This window comes from Candidatus Nitrospira allomarina (assembly GCF_032050975.1).
GTDB lineage: Bacteria > Nitrospirota > Nitrospiria > Nitrospirales > UBA8639 > Nitrospira_E > Nitrospira_E allomarina.
This window is the reverse complement of record NZ_CP116967.1, coordinates 3447631-3470675: the sequence shown is the minus strand read 5'-3', so window position 1 is coordinate 3470675 and position 23045 is coordinate 3447631. Positions and strand designations below refer to the sequence as shown.

16 protein-coding genes are annotated in these 23045 nt (G+C 51.2%); 6 read left to right on the top strand and 10 right to left on the bottom strand.

What is annotated here, in order from left to right; all coding sequences use genetic code 11:
- The 4 genes from PP769_RS15355 to PP769_RS15340 all read right to left on the bottom strand — a co-directional run bounded on the left by PP769_RS15355 (position 1) and on the right by PP769_RS15340 (position 6242).
- Positions 1-3150: a hypothetical protein gene (locus tag PP769_RS15355; RefSeq protein ID WP_312641700.1), complete on the bottom strand. Its 3150-nt coding sequence runs from the start codon at positions 3148-3150 to the stop codon at positions 1-3.
- Between the two features lie 544 nt (positions 3151-3694).
- Positions 3695-4348 (bottom strand): hypothetical protein, encoded by a 654-nt coding sequence (locus PP769_RS15350; protein ID WP_312641698.1) that lies wholly within the window; start codon positions 4346-4348, stop codon positions 3695-3697.
- 406 nt (positions 4349-4754) lie between these two features.
- Positions 4755-5033 (bottom strand): peptidylprolyl isomerase, encoded by a 279-nt coding sequence (locus PP769_RS15345; RefSeq protein WP_312641696.1) that lies wholly within the window; start codon positions 5031-5033, stop codon positions 4755-4757.
- A gap of 138 nt (positions 5034-5171) precedes the next feature.
- Complete coding sequence (locus tag PP769_RS15340) at positions 5172-6242, bottom strand: Kelch repeat-containing protein (protein WP_312641692.1); 1071 nt, start codon at positions 6240-6242, stop codon at positions 5172-5174.
- Between the two features lie 445 nt (positions 6243-6687).
- Here PP769_RS15340 and PP769_RS15335 point away from each other — a divergent pair, with 445 nt between their 5' ends.
- The 4 genes from PP769_RS15335 to PP769_RS15320 all read left to right on the top strand — a co-directional run bounded on the left by PP769_RS15335 (position 6688) and on the right by PP769_RS15320 (position 10786).
- Complete coding sequence (locus PP769_RS15335) at positions 6688-7104, top strand: BON domain-containing protein (protein WP_312641690.1); 417 nt, start codon at positions 6688-6690, stop codon at positions 7102-7104.
- A gap of 34 nt (positions 7105-7138) precedes the next feature.
- Positions 7139-7660, top strand: a complete 522-nt coding sequence (locus tag PP769_RS15330; RefSeq protein ID WP_312641687.1) for a hypothetical protein — start codon at positions 7139-7141, stop codon at positions 7658-7660.
- A gap of 995 nt (positions 7661-8655) precedes the next feature.
- Complete coding sequence (locus PP769_RS15325) at positions 8656-9366, top strand: Lcl C-terminal domain-containing protein (RefSeq protein ID WP_312641685.1); 711 nt, start codon at positions 8656-8658, stop codon at positions 9364-9366.
- A gap of 481 nt (positions 9367-9847) precedes the next feature.
- Positions 9848-10786 (top strand): PGN_0703 family putative restriction endonuclease, encoded by a 939-nt coding sequence (locus PP769_RS15320; RefSeq protein WP_312641683.1) that lies wholly within the window; start codon positions 9848-9850, stop codon positions 10784-10786.
- A 521-nt stretch (positions 10787-11307) separates the two neighbouring features.
- Here PP769_RS15320 and PP769_RS15315 read toward each other — a convergent pair.
- The gene (locus tag PP769_RS15315; protein WP_312641681.1) at positions 11308-11598 is read right to left on the bottom strand and encodes a hypothetical protein; all 291 of its coding nucleotides are present in this window, start codon (positions 11596-11598) and stop codon (positions 11308-11310) included.
- A 399-nt stretch (positions 11599-11997) separates the two neighbouring features.
- On the opposite strand from PP769_RS15315, the gene PP769_RS15310 reads away from it, so the two are divergent.
- Positions 11998-12843 carry a sterol desaturase family protein gene (locus PP769_RS15310; RefSeq protein WP_312641679.1) on the top strand — a complete coding sequence of 282 codons (846 nt, stop codon included), beginning with the start codon at positions 11998-12000 and terminating at the stop codon, positions 12841-12843.
- A gap of 608 nt (positions 12844-13451) precedes the next feature.
- Positions 13452-15677, top strand: coding sequence for a catalase/peroxidase HPI (gene katG, locus PP769_RS15305; protein WP_376753453.1), 2226 nt, complete (start codon positions 13452-13454; stop codon positions 15675-15677).
- Between the two features lie 438 nt (positions 15678-16115).
- Here katG and PP769_RS15300 read toward each other — a convergent pair whose 3' ends face one another.
- The 5 genes from PP769_RS15300 to PP769_RS15280 form a co-directional block, all read right to left on the bottom strand.
- Complete coding sequence (locus tag PP769_RS15300) at positions 16116-16556, bottom strand: nucleoside deaminase (protein ID WP_312641675.1); 441 nt, start codon at positions 16554-16556, stop codon at positions 16116-16118.
- Between the two features lie 504 nt (positions 16557-17060).
- Positions 17061-18176, bottom strand: a complete 1116-nt coding sequence (locus PP769_RS15295; protein ID WP_312641673.1) for a hypothetical protein — start codon at positions 18174-18176, stop codon at positions 17061-17063.
- A 260-nt stretch (positions 18177-18436) separates the two neighbouring features.
- Positions 18437-21268: a hypothetical protein gene (locus tag PP769_RS15290; RefSeq protein WP_312641671.1), complete on the bottom strand. Its 2832-nt coding sequence runs from the start codon at positions 21266-21268 to the stop codon at positions 18437-18439.
- On the bottom strand, positions 21258-22187 hold the full coding sequence (locus tag PP769_RS15285) for an SIR2 family protein (protein WP_312641669.1): 930 nt from the start codon (positions 22185-22187) through the stop codon (positions 21258-21260). Before PP769_RS15285 ends, PP769_RS15290 begins: the two co-directional genes overlap by 11 nt.
- A gap of 313 nt (positions 22188-22500) precedes the next feature.
- On the bottom strand, positions 22501-23025 hold the full coding sequence (locus PP769_RS15280) for an HNH endonuclease (RefSeq protein WP_312641667.1): 525 nt from the start codon (positions 23023-23025) through the stop codon (positions 22501-22503).
- Between the last annotated feature and the right edge of the window lie 20 nt (positions 23026-23045).

Here is a 23045-nt window from a genome sequence, read left to right as displayed (position 1 = left end):
TCACCTGCCAAGATATTCAATGAACAGCATGAGGAAATAGCCACCGGACGGAATGGCAAAGGCCTTCAGAATGGGTTGTTCGGCAAACGGGCAAAACGCCCCTTTCCTAAAGTTCTGCACCTCGCTGATGACCTTCTGTATTTGAGTTTTTCGTGTAGAGCCTGAACTCGTGCTCAACATGGACGTCAGCTCATTGAGAACGCGTCCCCGGGCGTTTTCAGCCGTTTGCCGGAAATGGAAGGCTGAAAACACGGCCAGCCCGATGTTGCTCCCTATCACGATAAGAAGACTGATCGGAAGATCCCAGTCATCAAAAAATGAGGAACGTGACACAATCATGACCAATACAATGATAAAGGGATAATAGATCAGGGTCCCGACCACTTCGGTGAGCTGACCACAAAACCACAGACCATGTTGAATGTTGTCCAGAGCATCCTTCGTAGAACTATGGAACCAAGGTTCGCGCGGCCTACTCCGAGGGGGCCATTCAACCCCTGGTTGTAACACCCACTTCACCATCCTGGCACAAAGCCGTGTGACATACACCACAAAAAACACCAGGAGCCACATGGTGACCACACTCAGAATAAGAATCGCCTTATCCAAAATGAAGCACGTCCCACCCCGGCAGGGGGTGGTGGGAAATCCGATGAGGATGAAGATAGGGAAGGCAAACAGAATCAGGTAGACAGCCGTCTGGACGACAACACGGGATCCTGCGCACCGTAAGCCCATTAATGATGTATAGATGCGCCATGTTTCACGCATCGTATGTTTGGGGGGCGCGCCGCCACTTGAAAAGTCAGGACCGAATTCCATCCACTTTTTCCATTCGAAGCATCCGGAACATTCTCCTGGAGAAAGATCGAAATCTGCCTCGAGTTGACGAAATTTGGCCTGAAGGGTTCTGTATCCCCGGCAAAGAAAGCAAAGACTCAAAAAGAATGCCGCCAATCTGAGAATTTCAGTTGGCCAGACACTGATACCTTCCAGCCAGACAAAGGGTTCTCCATCCTCGAGCTGGTTGGTGATGGACACAAACAGCCAGGAATAGCTACCGACGACGGCTAACAAGAAGGCCCAGAACATGGGAGATTTGGCCGCCGCTCCGGCAAGAAACACCGCTTTCCGGCTCATGGCCGCATAAATCAGCCAACTACCCAACAGAATACATCCCAGCAGGATCAATGTTCGTAAACCTATGGGAGGCGCGGGCTCCCCATGTTCAAAGTCCGGCCGTGAGACATGGATAGAGCGGGTGCCGTCACTCAGGTCGTACGCGCCCGTGAGTCCGACCTCAAAGACTCTTGGCGCTCGATAAAGGGAGGGTTGGTCTGGTGAGTTGTCGCATATCCCATGAGCAAACAATCCTGAGGCCGTGTGACACACGGCGTCGGGGTCAATGGCCAGCAACGTGGACAGGAACAATGAGGTTTGATAGGCATCACGAAACGGGGGAATCGACCCTTGCACCTTGTCATCAAGACGAAGGCCGAAATGGGAGGCAATGAGCAGATTTCGAGTCCATTGGTATTGGCCCGGATGTAAGAGTCGGGCATCAAGATCGGTGGTAAAGAAAAGGACCCCGGGAAATTCCTTTCGCAAGGCTTGGAGGAGGAGCAGTTTATCGTAGACATCTCCCGCCAAAATGCCTATGGCCTTAAAGCCGGGACAGGTTGGCCATGATCCTTCTCCCACACGGTCCAGGCACTTTTCCCGAATCCTCCGATCCTCAGCTTGTATTTGCAGAGCCACCCGTCTCAAATAATCGAATTGGGCCGGGCCTTCCGGTCGTTCAAGACCCTTATTAATTTTTAAAAGGTTCTGGGAAAGGGTTCCGTCACTCTCGGATTTTCCGCCAGAGGCATTCATACTCTGTGGCAACTCACCGTCAATCCCACGAAGGTAGCTAAAGCGATGGGCCCAATCAGGCCAGTCCACGTCTCCCAGATTCCTGATCTTGGTGATAAGATCAAGATTCCGATTACGATGAGTCACTTCAAGAAAGGTCAGTGGCAGTTTCCGCCCGTAGAGCGTATCCCATTCCCCGATCAGGGCAATGTGATCCGGTTCGTCGGTAAAATCCACGTTGCGTTTGTGTAATTCCTCTGCCAGTTCCCTGGCCAGTTCTTCGTCCGTCCCTATAACGCGATGCACATCAAAACCCAAGGACTTCATGTATTTCCAGCACTCCGCTTCGCTGGAACACTGTTCTTCATCAATGTTAAGGCCTTCAAACAGAACTGCTTCAGAGGCGGTGGCCGAATAGGAAAGGTACTGAATTGCCGTTGGATCCTCGGTGGGTGTCTTTGAGGAAGACGCCTTCCGATGTCTTCCCAGAACTTCACTGATCATGGCGCGTAAGGTTCCGGAATGAAACGGGCCTAACACCGTAAACGACATCGCGGCATCAATGGAATCGTGACGGCTTCGCTCCTGTGGAGAGTCGGGTGCCGAATCGTTCACAAAGGCCACGAGGTCTTCCAGGGACGCTAATGGATTTTTCTCAAGGTCCTGATCCTTGACCCAGAAGACCAGCACGTGGTCTTTATCGGTGTTGTCCGGTTTAAACCATTCGAGAGGCACATCCATGCCGGGACAACTTTCATCCCAGCAGGTGTCCTTACCTTGAAGCTTTGTGCGGTTCCACGAAAAATATCTGAAAAATTCCCCTTCCTCGGGGATATACCCCGCCTCTCCAAGAGCGGACACCACCGCATAGCGATGCCGTAACCGGTATTCGGTTCCGGAAGCAAAGGGAGTGCCTTCTGTTACGACAATCAGGGCTTTGAATGGGGGTGCGTATTCTCCTATAGCCCTCGTGATCTCACGTAACTGCATGCGTAAATTATGGTGGTCTTTGGTCTCTGAACTAATGAGAGAACTCTGGGATGATTGAGCCCCGGTCTGAGACTGATTGGCTTTGGGTTCGGCCTGTTTATGAGCCTTTACCGATGCGAAAGGGTCCTGCCACAGACGGCTTTGCACTCGCTTATCGCCTACGATCACGGTCTGGTTTTGTTGTTCATGAACTGGCCGATCACTTTTAAAGGGTTGTTGGTAAAACAAAATTCCACCCAGCACGGTGAGCAAAATTAATAAGCCCGTCACAGGAATTTTAAAATCGTCGCTTTTTTCAGAGGCCATGCGTTACTCGCAAATATTCCCTGGAACCAGATGACTCCCGAATATAGGTTTTCAGCTTCATTTCATTGCTGATGGGAAAGGCACTATATGTGGTTAAACAATTCAAGAAGGACAATGATCCAACTGCCGGACACGGTGCGGTTCATCACCTACCAGAAACTCAAGAATCATGCGAGCGCAGCGAATGACTCTCTCGCCACTGAGAAAACGATTGATAAACCCCCGGAATGAAAGAAAAAGAATGAAACAAAAGGAACGCCGATGGAAAACGGTCCAGGTGTTGAGTGGTCGATTGCGTATCCAATCAGATACGACCCTGTATCCAATCAGACACGTCATCCTGTCATTCGTTGAAGGAACGGACTCTCGTCATTTTCATAGGAAGAACGTTGGTGATCATTCCACCATTTGCCGGGAAAACCTATCCCGTCTGTACATTCAAAGAAGCATGTGTTGGGGATGTCATCGTCGACCGGATCCGTAGACATGTTAATCCCCCATCGACCACGGCAAGGCGCAGGCTTAATCGACGCATTCCCGCTGGTCATTCCATCGGCGCGACGGCTTTACAACGAAGCCGCAAGCCGGCAAAACCCCCATCGCCCCATGTGGCTTCGACGCCAATGGCAATTTGGTCGCTCGGGCAGGAAACCTTCTCGCGCCAGCGTTTACAGTTCGGGCGCCTGAATTTGTCACTCAGGCTGGCGTCGAAGAGGGTTCCATCCTGGCCCACACGCACGGCCCAGATCTCTGCCCCTTTTATCTTGTCGTCTTGCTTTTTCTTATCCGTGGTGCAGACCTGGATGGCCTGAACAACATGGTCGGCCTTGTCGAATTTAATCGTCTGCTTGTCGTGAACATTTTTACCCGTGCACGGCGGCCTGGTGGCTTTATTCGACGTGCTTTCTGCGGTATGGCGACCATTTAAACTCGTGCGTAGTGTGCCGATATAGCACGCTTCGTCGCTCCGCTCATAAAAGACGAGGCCGCCGAGCGCCCACTGATTTGCGGACGTCGTCGCAAAAGCATCGGGTGCGAGAGTTTTGACATCGAGTGTGCTTGTTCCGCCGGGAGCCGAGCCGGACAACGGACTTTTACTGACCGTCCCGATGACGATGGCCTCGGCCCGGGCGTGGATCGGTGCCAGGCCGAAAATGAGAATCGCCATGATTACTTGCGCACAATGTCTCTGTTTCATCTCACCTCCTTGCTGATGATGATCCTCGAAAATGGGATCATACAACATAGCGGGTTCTACACCTCACACCGGTCATCATTCTGAATAGATGAATTCTGATGGGGTCCATAAACGTTTGAGGATGACAAGAAAACCAGAAGGAAAACACCCTCAACAGAATTGTCATGCTGAGCGGCGCGAAGCATCTCGCTGAGCCATGGCCTGGTTGGGCTGGGCTCAGATCCTTCGTTTCTCTCAGGATGACAAAAACAGTCACGGAGCCTTCTAAATCCCGTCTTGAGAGTAACGTCGAAGGGCCCGAGCCTTCGTTTCCGTATGATCCTCGAAATTGTAGGGCAGAAATAATTCAGGTTCATCTGTTCGAAATGATCTGTATGAATCGCGGAAGAGGTCTCAGTCAGAAAGGTTATTCCTTCTGACCCGTTTTTTTAATGATGTGATATCCGAATTGGGTTTTGACAACCGGACTCAGACTGCCATGTCCCAGGCGTTTGACCGCATCTTCAAAGGCCTTCACCATTTTGCCGGGACCAAACCATCCCAGATCACCACTTTTGGACCCGCTGGGGCAGGTCGAAAACTCCTTCGCCAGGTCGGCAAATTTGGCCCCAGTTTTCAGGCGTTTTCTCAGGTCCTCGGCCAACCCTTTTTCCTTTACGAGAATATGACTCGCTCTCCACTCCATACGTTCTCCTTTCAAACCCTTCATCACCATCCGTTAAACAGAGGCACATCCTTTTTTATGAGCAAATTATATGACGCTGTGCGAAAAATTTCATCTCGAATTTCATGACGGCCAGCCCCCGGCAGCGTGAGACGCCCCTCATGGTTTGGGGAGTGTGAAGGGGACGGATGCCGGCGGAGTAAACACTTCGTTTACATCACTAAACGAGCCTCCCGGAGTCGGCCCGCCACTGATGACGTAAATGCGGTCATTCACTACCGCGGACCCGAGGCCGTGGCGTCCTGTCGGCATGGGTGCCATGGTCTGCCAGGCATCACGGGTCGGATTATACGCCTCGTTTTCCCGAAATGTTCCTTCTTCCTGTTCGCCGCCGAACACATATATCCGATTACCCACACTGGACGCGGTGATACCACTACGGGCAGTCGGAAGATCTGCAACACGCGACCAGCGGTCGGTGACAGGATCGTAGGCTTCCGTAACAGCGAGATTCTGTCGATAGTCGCCGTTCAGGCGTCCGCCGATGGCGTAAATGTTCCCCGACACGGTGGCGGCCGCAAGGTGATCGCGAGGGGTCGGCAGCGGCGCGCGCATCGTCCAGGCATTGCGCTCCGGATCGAAAACCTCCACTGCCGCGCTATTGGCCGTCCGATCGTAGCCGCCAATGGCATAGAGCTTTCCGTCGTGCTGTGCCACCGACAAGGCTCCGCGAGGGGTCGGCATCGGTGCGCGCTCGGCCCAGATGTCCGTGGCTGGATTGTAGACATACACGGTGGCAACGGGATGCCAGACGCTGAGTCCCGATTGCCTGTATCCACCAATAACAAACAGTTTGTCGTCTGCCACTCCGAGACCCACATGGTGCAGGCCCACCGGCATTGGCGCTCGGGATGTCCATTGGTCGGTGGTGGGATCATATTCCTGGAGAGATGGCGTGATCCCGAGATTAATGATATTGCCGAAGGCGGGTTGCTCAAACCCGCCCACGACGTAAATTTTGCCGTTCAAGGTTGCGGTGGCCACCTCAGTCCGCATCGTTGGTGCAGGCTTGACCGTCTGCCATACCCCCTGATCCGCCTCTTTCTGCATTGATTGTGCAGATACCGGGGGCACGATGAGGTAGAGCGAACTGAGGAATGCCAGAAGGACGAGGATAGGGCTTACCAAAGGAACATGGCGTAGGATTGCAGGAATGACCTGGGGTCGCATGGCTGGGAGTATAACAATCGAGGAATGGAAAATCTTCACTGTGCGTGATGACCACAGTGGGCCGACCAAGAGAAGCCGGACTCATCTCCCCACACGGATGTGGCGATGCTCCGCGAACCGGGACGGAAAGCCATCCCCGCTCCACACGTCAATGATATTGTTGAGAGAGTCCATCGAACGATTGTCAGAGGGGCCCGGTGGACGAAAATTTCGCGAAACTTCCCCATCTGAAAGAACATTCATTGTCGGGGTTTCCGTCCCACAGGGATCACCTTGCGTGCTTCTACGACCGGGTATTTTCCGGCCGCCAACATGGTGACATTTCGGAAAAGGTCGGGTAATCTAGGCCCACTGTGGTAGGAGAAATGGGGAATATGTCCATCACCGGCATTGGACCCGGACCAACCTTTGATGTTCACTCTTTTCACCTCATGACGGAATGATTATGAAGCACGTGACAGGTTGTCTAATTGTGCTGGGCTGTCTGGCGTTGGCAGGGTTTTGGGAGATCCCCTCCGTTTCCGGTCAAACACTCCCGGCCGCGTTCGAAGTCGCGTCCGCCGAAGTTGAAAATTCCCAACAAAACATTCGGGACAGTGAGGGCACCACGCTGACTCCCTTCGACCAGTCCAAAGGGAGCGAGGAGGATGTGGAACTGACCCGGCGTATTCGGCAGTCACTTATGGCCGATAAGACCTTGTCCATGAACGCCCACAATATTAAGATCGTGACCCTGAATGGAAAAGCCACGTTACGGGGACCGGTGGAGACGCATGATGAGCGAAGGCGGATTTTGAACATGGCCACGTTAGTTGTCGGCCTGAACAATGTCATCAACCTGCTAGAAGTTGTGAACGAATAAATACCCTCGTTATCCCCCGGAAAAGGAGCATCAGATGGCGAAAGCAGTTTTTTGTATTGCGACAACTTTTCTGCAAGCCGAGCAAATCGTCGACAATCTCAAGATTGCGGGTTTCTCAAGTAACGATATCTCTGTGCTCTTTCCGGACACCCATGGGGCCAAAGATTTAGCGCATGAAAAACACTCGAAGGCTCCGGAGGGAGCGGTCACCGGAGCCGGAGCGGGCGGGGTGTTGGGTGGAGCCCTGGGCTGGCTGGTGGGCATCGGGGCATTGGCGCTCCCCGGCATTGGTCCGTTTGTGGCTGCCGGCCCGATTATGGCCGCGCTCAGCGGTGTGGCACTCGGCGCTACAGTCGGAGGATTGACCGGCGGGCTGGTCGGCATGGGCATCCCGGAATATGAAGCCAAGCTCTATGAAGGAAAGATCAAAGAAGGCAAAATCCTGATCTCGGTGCATTCAGAAAATCCGGATACAACGGATCGTGCCCGAACCATCTTCAAAAATGAGGGGGCCGAGGATATTGCCACCTCGGATGAGGCCTCGGTCAAATCCTAAAAAAGGTGAAGAACGAAAACGGGCCAATCCCAAACGCCATAGTCGATCGAATTTTCTGATCTGACGAAACACATGTCCCGGTTGCCGTCATCGACGTTAACAATTTGCAACCGGAACGGCTTGAGTGCGTTAGGACGCTACCCTTGCCCTGAGCCCTGCGAGTTTGCCCGCCGCCGGGCCGAAAGCCTTGACATATCTTCACATTACTATTCTTCATTTATTCCTTTTCTACTTTGTCCGATGCCTTCCGGGCAGCCCCAGAGGCGAACATCCGCACAAAATGGCGGGCCCTGTTTGAGCAGCGCGAGTTGGCCCGCCTTCCCACCGTCGGTGTTCGCCTCCCGTAATATGGCTGAACGGGGCGTCAATGGTTTTGGGTCCTTTTGCCGAAACAAAAGGACCTCGTCGTCCGGGGCCGAAACCCCGGCATCTCAAAACTTTCCTATCTTTCCGAAACTATTATTTAGACTTCCAACGCATCAGCTGCCAGTTAGCCACCCGGGCCGCCGCACCATTTAGCATGTGGACTGTTGATCCGACGCCTGCCGGCTGGCCCCAGGAGGGACGCTCTGCGCATTAAGCGGCCCGTGTCTGAGCCCGGCGAGTTGGGCCGCTCTTCAAAGCGTTAGCGGCCCTCCTCTTCAAATGTGGCCAGACGGGGCGTCAATGGTTTTGGGTCCTTTTGCCGAAACAAAAGGACCTCGTCGTCCGGGGCCGAAACCCCGGAAGCCCTCAAAAAGAAAAAGACGCCACACGCAAGCGCTCCGCTCAGGAGCTGTTAACCCCAGCTTCTTTCTTCCCCCCATTATCCGTCCTGCGCTTCTCCCACTTCGCACGCCACATTTCAGTGATACCGTCATTGCGTGCCGGTTGTACCAGATAGCATTCGTATACCTCCTCCAGTATATTAAAGAAGGCAATCTGGCGTTCTCGTTTGCTATCAGTGGGATGCATGGGGAGGGTTGCCGGTGTCACGGAATTCAGGGAGGTACGGAATGTCTGCTCGACGAGCAATCATTGCGGGTGTAGGGGGTGGGGCGATGCTGACGATGTGTCTGGCGCTATCAGGGGTGATCTGGGCCAAACATGCACCACCAGAGAACAGCACCCAACAACCGTTCACTGACATGCATGCGCACAACGATATGGTGAACGACCCCATGTCTACCACCTCCGACACCGGCGCGATCGGTCCGTGCGGTATCTCAAAGATGGGGGGACAGACATTCTCCGGTGCAGACCGGTTTGTCCCTGTCCTGTATGGCGTTGCCTACTGTGACCGGGAAACGGGCGTCGTGTGGGAAACCTCCCCGGCGGTGACCTTCTTTAACTGGGCCGGGGCCATCAGCCATTGCACCACCCGCGAGGTGGGGGGACGGAAAGGCTGGGCACTGCCGATGCGTGAACAACTATCGAGTCTCATGGATATCAATTCGATCCTTTGCTTAGGCGGGGGACTCTGTTTGCCGGATGGGCATCCGTTTCAAAACGTGCAGTCGGCCAACTATTGGTCGGCGTCGACAACCGGGGGGACTCCCACGTTCGCCTGGCTCGTGAATTATTTCCTGGGCGGTGTGTTCGTCATCAAGTTGGAGGGTAAAGGGCTCGCCTGGTGCGTGCGCGATGGCCAGAGCACCGACGGACTAGGGTTGGCCGCCTTTGTGGAGCCTCACCAAGACCATGAAGTGCTTGAGGCCACGTGGTGATGAGGCTTAAGAATAATAGGGGATGGAGCCCCCCTTCCTCTCATCTCAAAATCTTTCTCATTTTCAGTCAGGTCTGCACTTCTTCCTCTTTCATAGTCATCAATAAAAAATTCCTCTCCGAATTTCTCCGACGCCTTCCGGCTGGCCCCAGGAGGGATGCTCTTTGCATCTGGCGGACCTTGTCTGAGTCCCGCGAGTTGGTCCGCTCTTCAAAAAGTTAGCGGCCCTCCGCTTCAATGAGGCCAGACGGGGCGTCAATGGTTTTGGGTCCTTTTGCCGAAACAAAAGGACCTCGTCGCCCGGGGACGAAACCCCGGAGGACAGCATTCCTTTTCTGCATTCAGTCCCTGTCATTCCTCTTCTCTAAACCTCTCTCCCAACTCCAATTCTCCTCACATCATTCAGCTTCATCCCCCCTTTACCGATAAAGATAATAAACACCACATTCCAATTTCTATGCTCACTTTAAAGGCCAACACGTATGGATCACGCCACCAGAACACGCCTTGAACGCAATATCTTTCCCCACGCGCATCAAGCCTGTGAGCCATGGGACACCTTTCCGTGGCACACAGGCCGGGGAGGAGCCATCGATACGCATGTCACGCATTCATCCCAAGCACTCGCGATTGATGTCTTCGGCACCATCAAAACCTCCCCCGATTGCGAGGCGATTCTCGATGCCCTGGCAACCAACCTGGGGGTGCTGGCCGGTGGCCCATGGGAAATCACCTTGGAATGGCGCGCGCGCCCATCATTGCTCAATGAACCTCGTCCGACCCAAGTGGATGTCTATGCGGAAAATCCCCATTCCGTGATCATGTTTGAATGTAAATTTACGGAGCAGGATGGAGGGGCGTGCTCGCAAACGGTGCGGCGCAAAGGCTCCGTCCCGTGCAACGGAAACTATGCCCAGCAAGCCAAGCGAGTCATCGACATGACCAGTCGGTGCGCCTTAAGCGAAAAAGACATTCAATATTGGGACATCATTCCGAAAGTCTTTCACCTCGATGCCCAAACAGATTACAACCCCTGTCCATTCGCGGGACCGGCCTACCAATGGATGCGCACTCTCGTCGTGGCCTATAAGCTGGCGCGGCAGAAAAATAAGCAACCGGCGGTCGTCATCGTCTATGTAGACAGCGCCGACCTGCCCATGGCCCAAAAGGTCAAAGCCCCTGAATGGAGCGACTTCACCCGGACCGTCAGGCAGGATCAGGTCCAGTTCCACGTGCGGTCATATCAGGAAATTCTGACATGTGCGCAAGAGGCAACCAGAGAGAACAGCGGGGCGGATACCGTATGGATAGCGTTACACGAATGGGTCAACAAAAAAATTTCACGTAGGCATAAACAACGGAAGAAACCACAGGGAAGATCCCGCACCACCCGACAGATGGTCTCACAAAATAGAAGATAATCGCCCCACTCCGCTTGATTTGCAATCTGAAAGCATCATTTCTACTAGGTGTAATCGAGCCTCTCTCTTCTCCCGCTCCGATATCCTTGCAGATTGTTAGCAACCCGTTCTCTCTGCGTTGTCATCCTGAGCGAACGCGAAGGATCTGTGCCCTAACCACTTCACGCCCGTTTCACACCACACGTTCTCCTCCCACACATGACTTTTTTTCGACGCCTGCCGGCTGGCCCAAGGAGGGACGCTCTTCGCATCTGGCGGCCCTTGTGTGAGCCCGGCGAGTTGGGCCGCTCTTCAAAAAGTTCGCGTCCCTTCTCTGCAATAAGGCCAGACGGGGCGTCAATGGTTTTGGGTCCTTTTGCTGAAACAAAAGGACCTCGCCGTCCGGGGGCAAAACCCCGGCATTTATCTTCCCTTTACTATCATTCTTGCCATTCTCCCACTTTTCCTAGAAACCCATAAAGGTTCCTCTCCTACTTTGTCCGACGCCTGCCGGCTGGCTCAAGGAGGGACGCTCTTCGCATTTAGCGGCCCGTGTCTGAGCCCGGCGAGTTGGGCCGCTCTTCAAAAAGTTCGCGTCCCTCCTCTGCAATAAGGCCAGACGGGGCGTCAATGGTTTTGGCCACTTTTGCCTCCACAACAAATGTCGCGCTCTTCGAGACGCACCAGGCGAAACCTCGCCGTCCGGGGGCGAAACCCCGGAAGCTCAAAAAGGAAAAGACGCCCCACGCAAGCGCTCCGCTCAGGAGCTGAACCGCAGCTTCTTTATCCTTTCTATCCTTCCTGCGATTCTCCCACTTTCTAATGAATCCCATAAAGGTTCCTCTCCTACTTTGTCCGACGCCTGCCGGCTGGCTCAAGGAGGGACGCTCTTCGCATTTAGCGGCCCGTGTCTGAGCCCGGCGAGTTGGGCCGCTCTTCAAAAGGTTCGCGTCCCTCCTCTGCAATAAGGCCAGACGGGGCGTCAATGGTTTTGGGTCCTTTTGCCTCCACAACAAATGTCGCGCTCTTCGAGACGCACCAGGCGAAACCTCGCCGTCCGGGGGCGAAACCCCGGAATGCACCGAAAAAAAAACGAGTCGCGCCAAGTGCTAATGTCACCATTCAGAATAGGATTTTCCCCCTATGACCCCCTGTCAAAGGATTCCCCTCCTTTTCCTTTGTCCGACACGGGAAGGTGAGCTAGTGTGTTAAGGCAAATCTAAAGTCTCCCCATGAACACTGACCTCATCATTCGCATCAGCGCATTTATCGGCATCCTCGCCATCATGGCCATATGGGAACGCATGGCTCCCCGACGTCCATGGTCTGCCGACCGGTCCACACGCTGGATCATCAATCTCGCCATGGGGGGCGTCAGCACCCTCTTCATCCGGGTGCTTCTGGCATCAGGGGCGGTGGGTGCGGCGGTCCTGGCAGGGCAAGCGCAAGTGGGGATCTTTCATCAACTGGATTGGCCCTGGTGGGTGGAACTCAGCCTCGCCGTCATCCTGTTGGATCTGGTGGTGTATTTTCAGCATGTGTTGATGCATGCGGTCCCCATCCTCTGGCGCTTGCACATGGTGCACCATACCGATGTGGATTTTGATGTCACCACCGGCGTGCGGTTTCATCCGCTCGAAATTCTTCTGTCCATGGTCATCAAGATTGCCGCGGTGCTCTTAATCGGCGCCTCACCCGGCGCGGTGGTGGCCTTCGAAGTCCTGCTCAATGCCACGTCCATGTTCAATCATAGCAATGTGCGCATTCCCTGGACGGTGGATCGTCTGCTCAGATGGTTCCTGGTCACGCCGGACATGCACCGAATCCATCATTCGGTGATTCCCCGGGAGACCAACCGGAACTTCGGATTTAATCTGCCCTGGTGGGATCGGGTGCTGGGCACCTATCTGCCTGATCCCAGCCGTGGACAGACAGGGATGACGATCGGGCTGGAAGCATACCGGGACCCGGGCAAACTCACCTGGTTGATGTTGATGGCCTTACCCTTTCTGGGAAAACCGGGACAATATCCCACCTGGATGGCAGACGAGACAGAGGTCACCCAACGCCAGGAATAACGGCGAGAGTCACGGCCATCCCGCCCGTCCGCCGACGAACCGGTCTTGAGCCTGCCCACGAGCCCATCCCTTACAGTCCTGTTTATTACTTGTCGAAGGAAAATAAATTTTCTCTTTTTCCCGCCTTGTAAATGTGAAGGCGCCCCTTGCGATAGAAACGGTGGATCTGCCCTAATGTTTGTATAAGGTTGATCCATCGCATGCGCGACGGTCCGGTCTGAGCGTCACGCCTCCCTATGATCGTTGCCTCTGCAGATCTCGAGTCCCGGGAAAAAGATCAGAGTGACAACATAATCCCAGCCAACACCAAACCGAGCCAACACCAAAATCTCACCACCGACCGATACGCCGTGTAAAAATAATTCGATCAAACCAACAAACTCACATAATTCACCAGGAGAAATCACATGTCTCATATTGAAACCGAAAAGAGGTGGCCCGTCAGAAACGGAGGTGCGCCACGACACACGAAGCGACGATTCAATCAAAAACATTCAGTCTGGCTTGTGGCCCTGACCCTCGGCTGTCTCATGGGGACCACCGGCGGGATGACGCCGGCTCACGCTGCCGACTCACAAACGCAAGAGGCCGAATCCTACGGAGAAAAAATGGAGTCGGACAAAGGCTCAGGCGCAACCCTTCGGCCCACCTCGGCCGGGGCCTGGACGAATGAGGACTGGTGGCCGAACCGGTTGAACCTGGACATCCTCCATCAGAATCCGCCCATGAGCAATCCACTGGGTGAGAATTTCAATTACGCCGAGGAGTTCAACAAACTGGATCTGGCTGCCGTGAAGAAGGACCTCGAAACGTTAATGACGACGTCACAGGACTGGTGGCCGGCCGACTACGGCCATTATGGGGGACTCTTCATCCGCATGGCCTGGCACAGTGCCGGGTCGTATCGCATTGCCGACGGTCGCGGGGGCGCCTCCACCGGGGCACAGCGCTTTGCACCCCTCAACAGTTGGCCCGACAATGCCAACCTGGACAAGGCCCGCCGGCTGCTCTGGCCCATCAAACAGAAGTACGGCAATAAAATTTCCTGGGCCGACCTGATGATCCTGGCCGGGAACACCGCCCTGGAGTCGATGGGGTTTAAGACGATGGGCTTTGCCGGAGGGCGCGAGGACGTCTGGGAGCCGCAAGCGGATATTTACTGGGGACCTGAACGCGAGTGGCTGGCCGACAAGCGGTACACCGGCGATCGCAACCTCCAAAATCCGCTCGCCGCCGTGCAGATGGGCTTGATCTACGTCAATCCGGAAGGGCCCAACGGCAAGCCGGATCCGCTCGCCGCCGCCAAAGACATCCGGGAAACCTTCGGCCGCATGGCCATGAACGATGAAGAAACCGTGGCGCTCATCGCGGGCGGCCATACCCTTGGCAAATCCCACGGCGCCGCCGACCCGGGCAAGTATGTGGGGGCGGAACCGGAAGCGGCCGGACTCGAAGAGCAAGGCCTCGGCTGGAACAATTCCTATCAAACAGGCAAGGGCGGCGACACGATCACCAGCGGCCTGGAAGGGGCCTGGACGTTCACTCCGGTGCAATGGTCCAACGGCTACTTCACCAACCTCTACGGCTACGACTGGGAACTGGTGAAGGGTCCTGGCGGTGCGTGGCAGTGGACGCCCAAAAATAAAGCCGGGGAGGGATCGGTGCCGGATGCGCACGATCCGTCCAAAAAGCACGCCCCGATGATGTTCACCACGGACCTGGCACTCAAGATGGACCCCATCTATGGGCCCATATCCAAACGTTTTCATGACCACCCGGCAGAGTTAGATCAAGCCTTTGCCAAGGCGTGGTACAAACTGATTCATCGCGACATGGGGCCCGTCTCGCGGTTACTAGGCCCGTGGGTCGCTGAGCCGCAGTTGTGGCAGGACCCGGTTCCCGTGGTGGATCATCCCTTAATCGGGGAGCAGGACATCGCGCATCTCAAGAGCACGATTCTCGCATCAGGTCTCACCATACCGGAATTGGTCTCGACCGCCTGGGCGTCGGCGGCCACGTACCGGAATTCGGACAAACGGGGAGGCGCCAACGGAGCCCGCATTCGCCTCGCCCCGCAGAAGGAGTGGGAAGCCAATCAACCGGCCCAACTCGCGAAGGTCTTGCAGACACTTGAGAAGATGCAACAAGGCTTCAATCAGTCGCAAACCGGCGGGAAAAAGGTCTCGCTGGCTGATATGATTGTGCTGGGCGGGTCTGCCGCCGTTGAGGAAGCGGCGAAAAAGGCCGGGCATAACATTCAGGTGCCCTTCTCACCCGGGCGCACCGACGCATCGCAGGAGATGACCGATATAAAGGCCTTTGCCCCGCTGGAACCGACCGCCGACGGATTCCGCAATTACTACGGACATGGACAGGATCGCCGGCCGGAGGAGCTGTTGGTGGATCGTGCGCACCTCTTAACGCTCACCGCTCCCGAGATGACGGTGCTCGTCGGCGGCATGCGGGCTTTGAATGCCAACGTCGACCATTCCCGCCATGGGATCTTCACGAAACAGCCTGAAACCTTGACCAATGACTTCTTCGTGAACCTGCTGGACATGAACACGATCTGGCAAAAGTCTTCCGAAGGAGAGCACGTGTATGAAGGCCGGGACCGCAAGACGAGTGAGGTCAAATGGACGGCCACGGCCGTCGATCTCGTGATCGGTTCGAATGCGCAACTGCGGGCCATCGCGGAAGTGTATGCCAGTGCCGACTCGAAGCAGAAGTTTATCCATGACTTCGTGGCGGCCTGGACCAAGGTCATGAATCTCGATCGATTCGACCTCCCTCCGGCCCAGCGAACCGGAACAAAAACGATGACATCCCGCTAACGCGAATCATCCGGCTAGGCGATTACCGGCCGCTTCGACTCCCCAAGTCGTAACGTGACGCGGTAGACAGTGGTAAGTAAATTGGCATTTTTTTGTCATCCTGAGCCTTAGGCGAAGGATCTGGCTAGGCCATGGCACGGTAAGGCTGGCATTCCCCTCGCTTTGTCATCCCAATCACCTTCAGGTCGGCCAACCGGGTCGGCGTTCAAACTCAGCAAGCTGCCCATTGAGTCGACGCCTGCCGGCTGGCCCCAGGGAGGGACGCTCTTCGCACCTGGCGGACCTTGTCTGAGCCTTGCGAGTTGGTCCGCTCTTCAAAAAGTTAGCGTCCCTCCGTTCTAATGAACCAGACGGGGCGTCAATGGTTTTGGGTCCTTTTGCCGAAACAAAAGGACCTCGCCGTCCGGGGGCGAAACCCCGGCATCACCATCGAAAAATCTACTCCTTCAACCCATCGCGCTGTGCCGCCTCAAACAACGCATTACACTCCTGCTCCAAAATCCCCCCAATCACTCTCGTATTCCGAAAAGGAGTCCTCCGTGCCACCTCCTCGGCCCGAATATCAATTTGCCTCCACCCGTGTTGTTGGAGAAACGGAATCGACGTGCCAAAGTACACCGTGGCTATGCCTGCCCACTCGATCGCACTCTGACACATGGGACAGGGTTCAGCGGTCGTATACAAATCGAGGGTGATCCAATCCAGCGGTGCATGCTTGGCCGCACAACGATTGATCACATCGATTTCGCCGTGGAGGGTAGGGTTGCGGGAAGAACGGTTGTACCCCTTCGCGAGAATCTCTCCAGTTGTCCGGCGAACGATGACGGCTCCGAAGGGATACCGGGGGATCTTCTGCGCCATGACAATCGCCAGGCGCATATAGTCCTCGGGACTTATGTGCTGTTGAGGTTTCTGCATGCTTTTAGGAAAGACAACAATATACTTTTTTATTTTCTGAAAGGCATCTTTCTCTTTTTCCACTAGTTGGTATTTTTTTTATTATTCAAATAAAAGGTTGATCCCTTTCCCTCCACTATGGTTATTCTCGCAGGTTGATGGCGGGAATTCATCCTACCCCGTCTGGGCCGACATCTTTCAACGGAAAACTATTTTTTTATCTCCATCAATCCATACATCTTCATAATCCCAACCAATTAAGCCCGGAGGAAACGAAAAGAAAAAGTCCTTCCCACTTCAACACGATGGGCCAATGGAAATGGGGGCGTAGGGGAAAGTTGCAGGACTTCGCAGGCAAGGCAGGAGATTGGCGGGATTGCAAGACTTGTCTCCGAACCCCTTAGGGTCGCTAACAGACATGTCTGCCTTCGGCCATAAGCGGACATTTAAGCGTTCATAATCGTATCCCGCAACTGCTTTAGGTCTTTATTCTGACTCGGACCCAACCAAGTCCTCTATATATTGAGAGGCACCATCAAAGTGAAATTTGACATTTCTATCACCAAAAAAGTTACCCCAGTGATTTTTGAGGCTCTCTTTCTTTTCAGTATCATCGGATTTACAATAATCAACGACTTCGATATTTGTATTCTTTCGCATCATCCGAGAAAGTAGCTGACGCATTTCAAAATCGGCACTAGGTAGAGAATAACCGATGAAAACAATTCGTGTGGCTTCTGATATTTCGATCCCGGCATTCTGCCATATAATCTTATATTGCGGATTTGAAAGGTCCTTGATAAAGGTAGGCATTATTAAATTTGAGACGAGTAAATGATTTCCTTGTTCTTCTGGGAAATTAGTATCACAATGCCTGCATGGCATAGGATTTATAAAGTTGTACATGGCTTCTTTTCCAGAAAATCTGGCATATAATCTCATGCATCGAGGGCATTGGAGCCAATTCAATGAACCATGAAGCTTCAATAACTTTACATTAAAACCTCCTTGGCCAAGCTTCTCCAATCCCGGCTTTATTGACTCATCGGACTTGTCTAGAGAACTTATGTAACAACAGTAGTCAACAACTCCATCATGGCTATCATCACGAATGCTCCGATATATTGAGGTATCCAAAAGAATATCCCAATTTGTGCTGATTACACTTACAGGATCCGCCCTTTTGTATTTATAGCCTGACCTTACCGATGACTCTTTCGTTAAATAATCTGCAAACAAATCTATATAATTCTTTGACTTGCCAGTACGTTCTAAGATCAAGTGAATGGTTTGACCTACAACGTAAAAAACAGACTCTCGTACTTTCATGATTTGGCCCAGACCAATACCGCGAAATTGAGAATTTTCACTCAAGCAACGATCAAGTGGTGTAAATATGTCTTCTAGGGCAACTTTTGAGAGATTACCTTCTGAAACATTGAGCTGGTTGAGTAGAAACTTCTTAAAGTCCTCAAATCGTTCAGGGTCAAAAAGACTTCGGTCTTCCCTATATAGACGAAAAGCCTCGGCCATCAAGCTGGCTTGAGTGGGTGCGCCGGCGTCGAGCGAAAATCCTGCTCCTAGAATAAATACTGTTTTCATTATTTTTGTTTTTGATACCGTAAATAAAGGCCCTCAAGATCAAATAAAATCAAAGGTCTAGACTCCGCCAATGAGAGGGGTATTTGACAAGCACATTCCGATTAGAAGCAATCTCCTTCCCAGACTCTAGAGGCCAATCCAACCTTGCGGCTATCGGGCCATGCGTGCAGAACAAATTCAAGGTCCTTTCACGAGTGGCTGTAAGCGGCCAAAAGCGGACGCTCACTGTTTAACAACGAGCGTATTTATAATGCTACTTTTTACATCCCCCTTGTCTCTTTTATAATTTCTCTTAACCAAATCGAAGGTCTATCATTACCACTTTTTAGATACACGCTTTCCGCCTCTTTAGCTTTACGCACCCCTTCAGCACCTGTGTTTAGTAAATTAGTAAATATCTTTCTAACCGCTTGTTCTGGATAATCTGGTGTAGAGCCTTCTAACATCTTCATCCAAATTTCATGGGCTTCGAAAGGTTGTGTTTTACTGATTTCGGAAATACTTTCTAATAGCGCATCTGAATTATGCGATTCATCAGAAAAAGGTGCTATTGCTAGAAGTAGTTGTCGTCTTTCTTCGTCGATCTGCTCTATAAATACGGCCCAGAAGCATAGCTGGGAGGCCATCCTTCTTCCTTCTTTTGTCGTTAAATCGATATTTTCTTGAATTTTTTGCCACAATTCATAGATTTTCTTTTTTAATTTGTCATCGCCTTTCTTTTTCAAAGTCCAGAGAAACCATATTAAATGGCTTATTTCTTTTTGGTCATTCCTAGTTATTAGTATATTTATGAGACTATTATCTTCTTCAAAAGATTCAAAGTCATTTATAAAGGCGATAGCAATATTCTGAATTGCCCTCTCCTCTACTCTGTCTTTGATATTCTCATCATCGAGGACTTTTAATAAGTCACCATGCTCTTTTAAATAATTATAAATTTCCTGAGATATTGTTCCTACATAGGCATAGCCCTGCATGGCACACAGCCATTTTAAATAATGATCTTGATCAAATATCCTGCTGAGGTTTTCAAGAATCCATCCTTTTGACATATATAGGAAATTAGGCAAATAATTAGTCACCAGCGTAGCAAATTCATACTCAGGAATTTTTGAATCCGCACGATCCAGCTCCGAATCATAGTAATGCTGAAAGTGTGCCCAGATCTCCGAATGATCTTTATTGTTATTTTTGTCTGCAATTCGGCACGAGCGTAAGGTTAAATTGATTAGAGCTTCTAGGCAATGCCCACGGGGACTATTAATTGATATAAATACAGCATCACTATCTTCTTTATATTCGTTCCCTTCCTCTAGATTTAAGAGGTATGCGATTAATTTTTCTGCACCAGCTAAATATCTCTCATTAAATGCATGATCATCTGATGTTGCACCTGCCTTGATTAATTGTCCGATACTACTCACAATCCAATATCGGTTCGCAACAAATTTTCCTCTCTGCTTTGCATTCTCAGGGTCCCAAAATCGTTCCTGTGTAATAATGTCAGAACAAAAATCTAATAATTTTTTCCATATTTCATCCCAGGGTAATTTGGCTTTCTCTGCCCATAAGTCTCTATATGCCTCGATAATCTCGTAAATATACGCCAAATCGAGATTAATGAATTTGTTCAAATTCAGATAAAAATTGAGCGGCTCTGTCTTTACTAACTGTTTAAAGACCTTTACCAACCCCTCCAGACCTGGCTCATCAAACCCGACTGGATCTTTGTAATTCTCTAATTCCTGAATCAGCTCATCAATCGATAGCGCTTGCAATTCTTCTTGAGTTCTAGGTGACTTTCGACCTCCCCATCGTACCGACATGTAGCTCGAAAAATTGGGATGATCTGGTTCAGTTCTGGCAATATCTGTGTTTTCTGCGTAGAGCTGCGCTTCCCTATCCCCATGAGCCTTTATAGCTGAAAGCCAAATGGCTTTATTGTAGGCGGTTGCACCCGCATGATATTCGCCATTATCATCTTGCCTAGTTATGCTGGCTATTAATTCAAGTACTTTCTCTTTTTGCGTGACTGAAAAATGTGGATAGCTTTTGTTTATAAAATTCCACATCTCATGCCGATAATTACTATCCAAATATTTCTCAGCCAGCAGGCTATCAATTCCAATTGTAAATAGATGATAATTTATAGTAATTACGTATATCGCTATCCTTTGAATAGTCTGATATTCAGACTCAAGCATGCTTTTAACATATTTTGACGCTTCCTCTGGGTTGGTACGAATGTAACCAACAATCGAATCACGATACGCCTGGATCAATACATTTCCCGCATCCTCTCGGCGCTTATTTTGCTCGTGGTCTTCGATCGCAGGTCGCCAAATTGAGGACCATAAATCGTTCTCGTGTTGTTCTAGAGTATTTCTTAAAAGTGCATCGAATATTCGAATAGCTTCTAAACCGAGTTTTTCACCGGCTAACCTAGCTATCATTTCAGTAATTTTTTGAGCGTGATAGGCCTTAAATCTCAGAGAGGATTCCTGCTTACCCTTCTCACCGTACTTACGCTCGACAAATATTACTTTATAGAGGAGTTCGATAATTCTCTTGGCTAATTGCAAGGCATGGTCATCACTTAATTGCAACAGCCTTGGTAACCATTTCTTACCTATCTTCTGTGCAACTAGACCTTGCTCATATTTGTCGTCTAGCCAGTAGTCGACAATATCTATGGTGTTAAGAGGGATTGAATTATGTGGTATTTGCGTGAGTATTTCGGCAAATTGCGACCAAGTACGGTAATTGCTAATCCCATTATTTTTGGCGTAAGTAGTAACATCCACAAGAACTTGAAGAAATTTTTCTGCATATTCTTGGTTTTTTTTATCAGCGAATTCTGGAGCCGTTTTAACGAGATAATCAACAACGGGCCAAAATGGTATATTTACGTATCCCTCCTCTTTAGCAGGCACAGGCTTCGGGTTTGCGTCAGGGCTAAAATAGCCCCGTTCCGTGAGAGGGTCGAACCATTTTAGGCCCTTAACTTTACGGAAAAATAGCGGTCGTAACTCTTCCTTCTCATCAATACGTTGCAATAGATCCAGCTCTCTAGCTGATAACCTAGTCACCATCGAGAACCTCATCCATAAAGTCATTATCAGCAGCTAATGGTGGCTTTCTTACCTCAATTTCATTTGCCCAGGATTTTATAATCGTCTCTAGACATTTGTAATTCTCGTGATCGCGGACAAAGCCTAATAGATGTACTCCAAATGATTTCTCGTAATATGTATGAAGTTTTTCATAAAGTGGTTTTTGACTTACGAAAAATCCCTGTAACGCAAAACGTCTTCTATCACTGGTTGGGTTTGCTGACCCCCTTCTTAATATATGTTCTAATATTTCCGCTTCTTCCAGACCGTAACCAAGAAATAAAATGGTCTTCTTTTCAAATAATTCATCCAGAAATTCTTGGACATTTTCATGGTCGTAGTGCTCAAGATAATCCTTAGTTGTCACGATCATTGTTTCTGGTTTACTAATAGCACCATGTAGATGAACTACTGTTCCTGGCTCATTAAGCAATTTTGCGAAAAACTTTTCTCTCTCATATACTCGATTTATTGATGCAGCCGTTGTAGATCCATCTTTCGTATCTACGAAACGTGGGGCCAATAGTTCGTCATAGTTTGTTGTTACACAAGAACAGCCTATGTCATTAACAGCTTTATAGAAACTATTGGCTTCACTTTTACCAGTGAGGTGCTTAGTAAGGTCTAATTTATATTTGTTATCTTCAGCAATCGAGTATGCAATTGACAATTGCTTCTTGGGATCTAGGTCATTTAGCTGTTCAATTTCTGAATAGTTCAAATAGCCCTTCTGTCGTAAATCATCGAGAGTTCGTGTAGCCAGTCCAGACCATGACGGCAGGCCAAGTAGCACGGATGCCCCAGCTCCTACAAAAAAGACCAGATCCCCATTCAAGCCAGCCTGAATGATTTCATCAGGTGGATTGAAATTTTCTCGTAAGTCGGGTGCTTTTCCCATATATTGGTACTAATTATTTTCGTCCAACCTGTAAATCAAGCTTGAATGTCCGCTTTGGGTCGTAAGCGGACGGTTGCTCGAAAGCTCTGCGTTGACGCCTAACGATTGCATCACTGCGCCGCCTCCAAGTGGCTGCTAATTCTCCAATCCCATCTTAAACAACGCCATGTATCCGAATTCCGTATTCGGCTACGGGTCAAGCCTGTTGTTGACTCATAACTCATCCCCGCCAATTGGCAGACAAAAAAATGTTGGGGCAGTAATCATTCAATTTGTAGGAATTTCCGACTTACTTTTTACCCTGTCCCATTCCCTAGGGCGGCCCTGCCATGCGAAGAACATTCTCCCGGTGATAGTCCAGGAAGCGACGCTGTCCTTCGCTAAAGGCACCAACGTTCAAATCGTGGTCAACATCGATACTCATTTTAATCAGCGATGGCCGATGCGCCACCGGCGAGATTATGAGCCTGCCGTTACCTTCAAATGAGATGAAGCCCTTATCGAAAAGGTGGTCGATGGTTGGCGTCAGTAGCAGCCCGTTTTCGCCGTCCAGGCGCTCGTCATTGGTGGAGTCGCGCCAGGGCTTGCAGTGACTGGCAATCAGATGTTCCTGCCGATTGACCCTGGTAATCCGACATTGCCTCTCAATCCGCTGAACGTTGGCCCGGAACATGCCCTGCCCACGTCGAGCCTGTATGAGCGATTCCTTTTCCGTCTCCTGTAGTGTCGGGGTGTTATGAATCATCCGCTCAACCCTCTGTTCCCACTCCTCCAGGGTTGCTTCGGGTTGCAGTACAACAGGCCTCAGCTCGGCGATAGCATTTGCTGTATCCTGCACAGCAGTTGCCTCAGGACCAA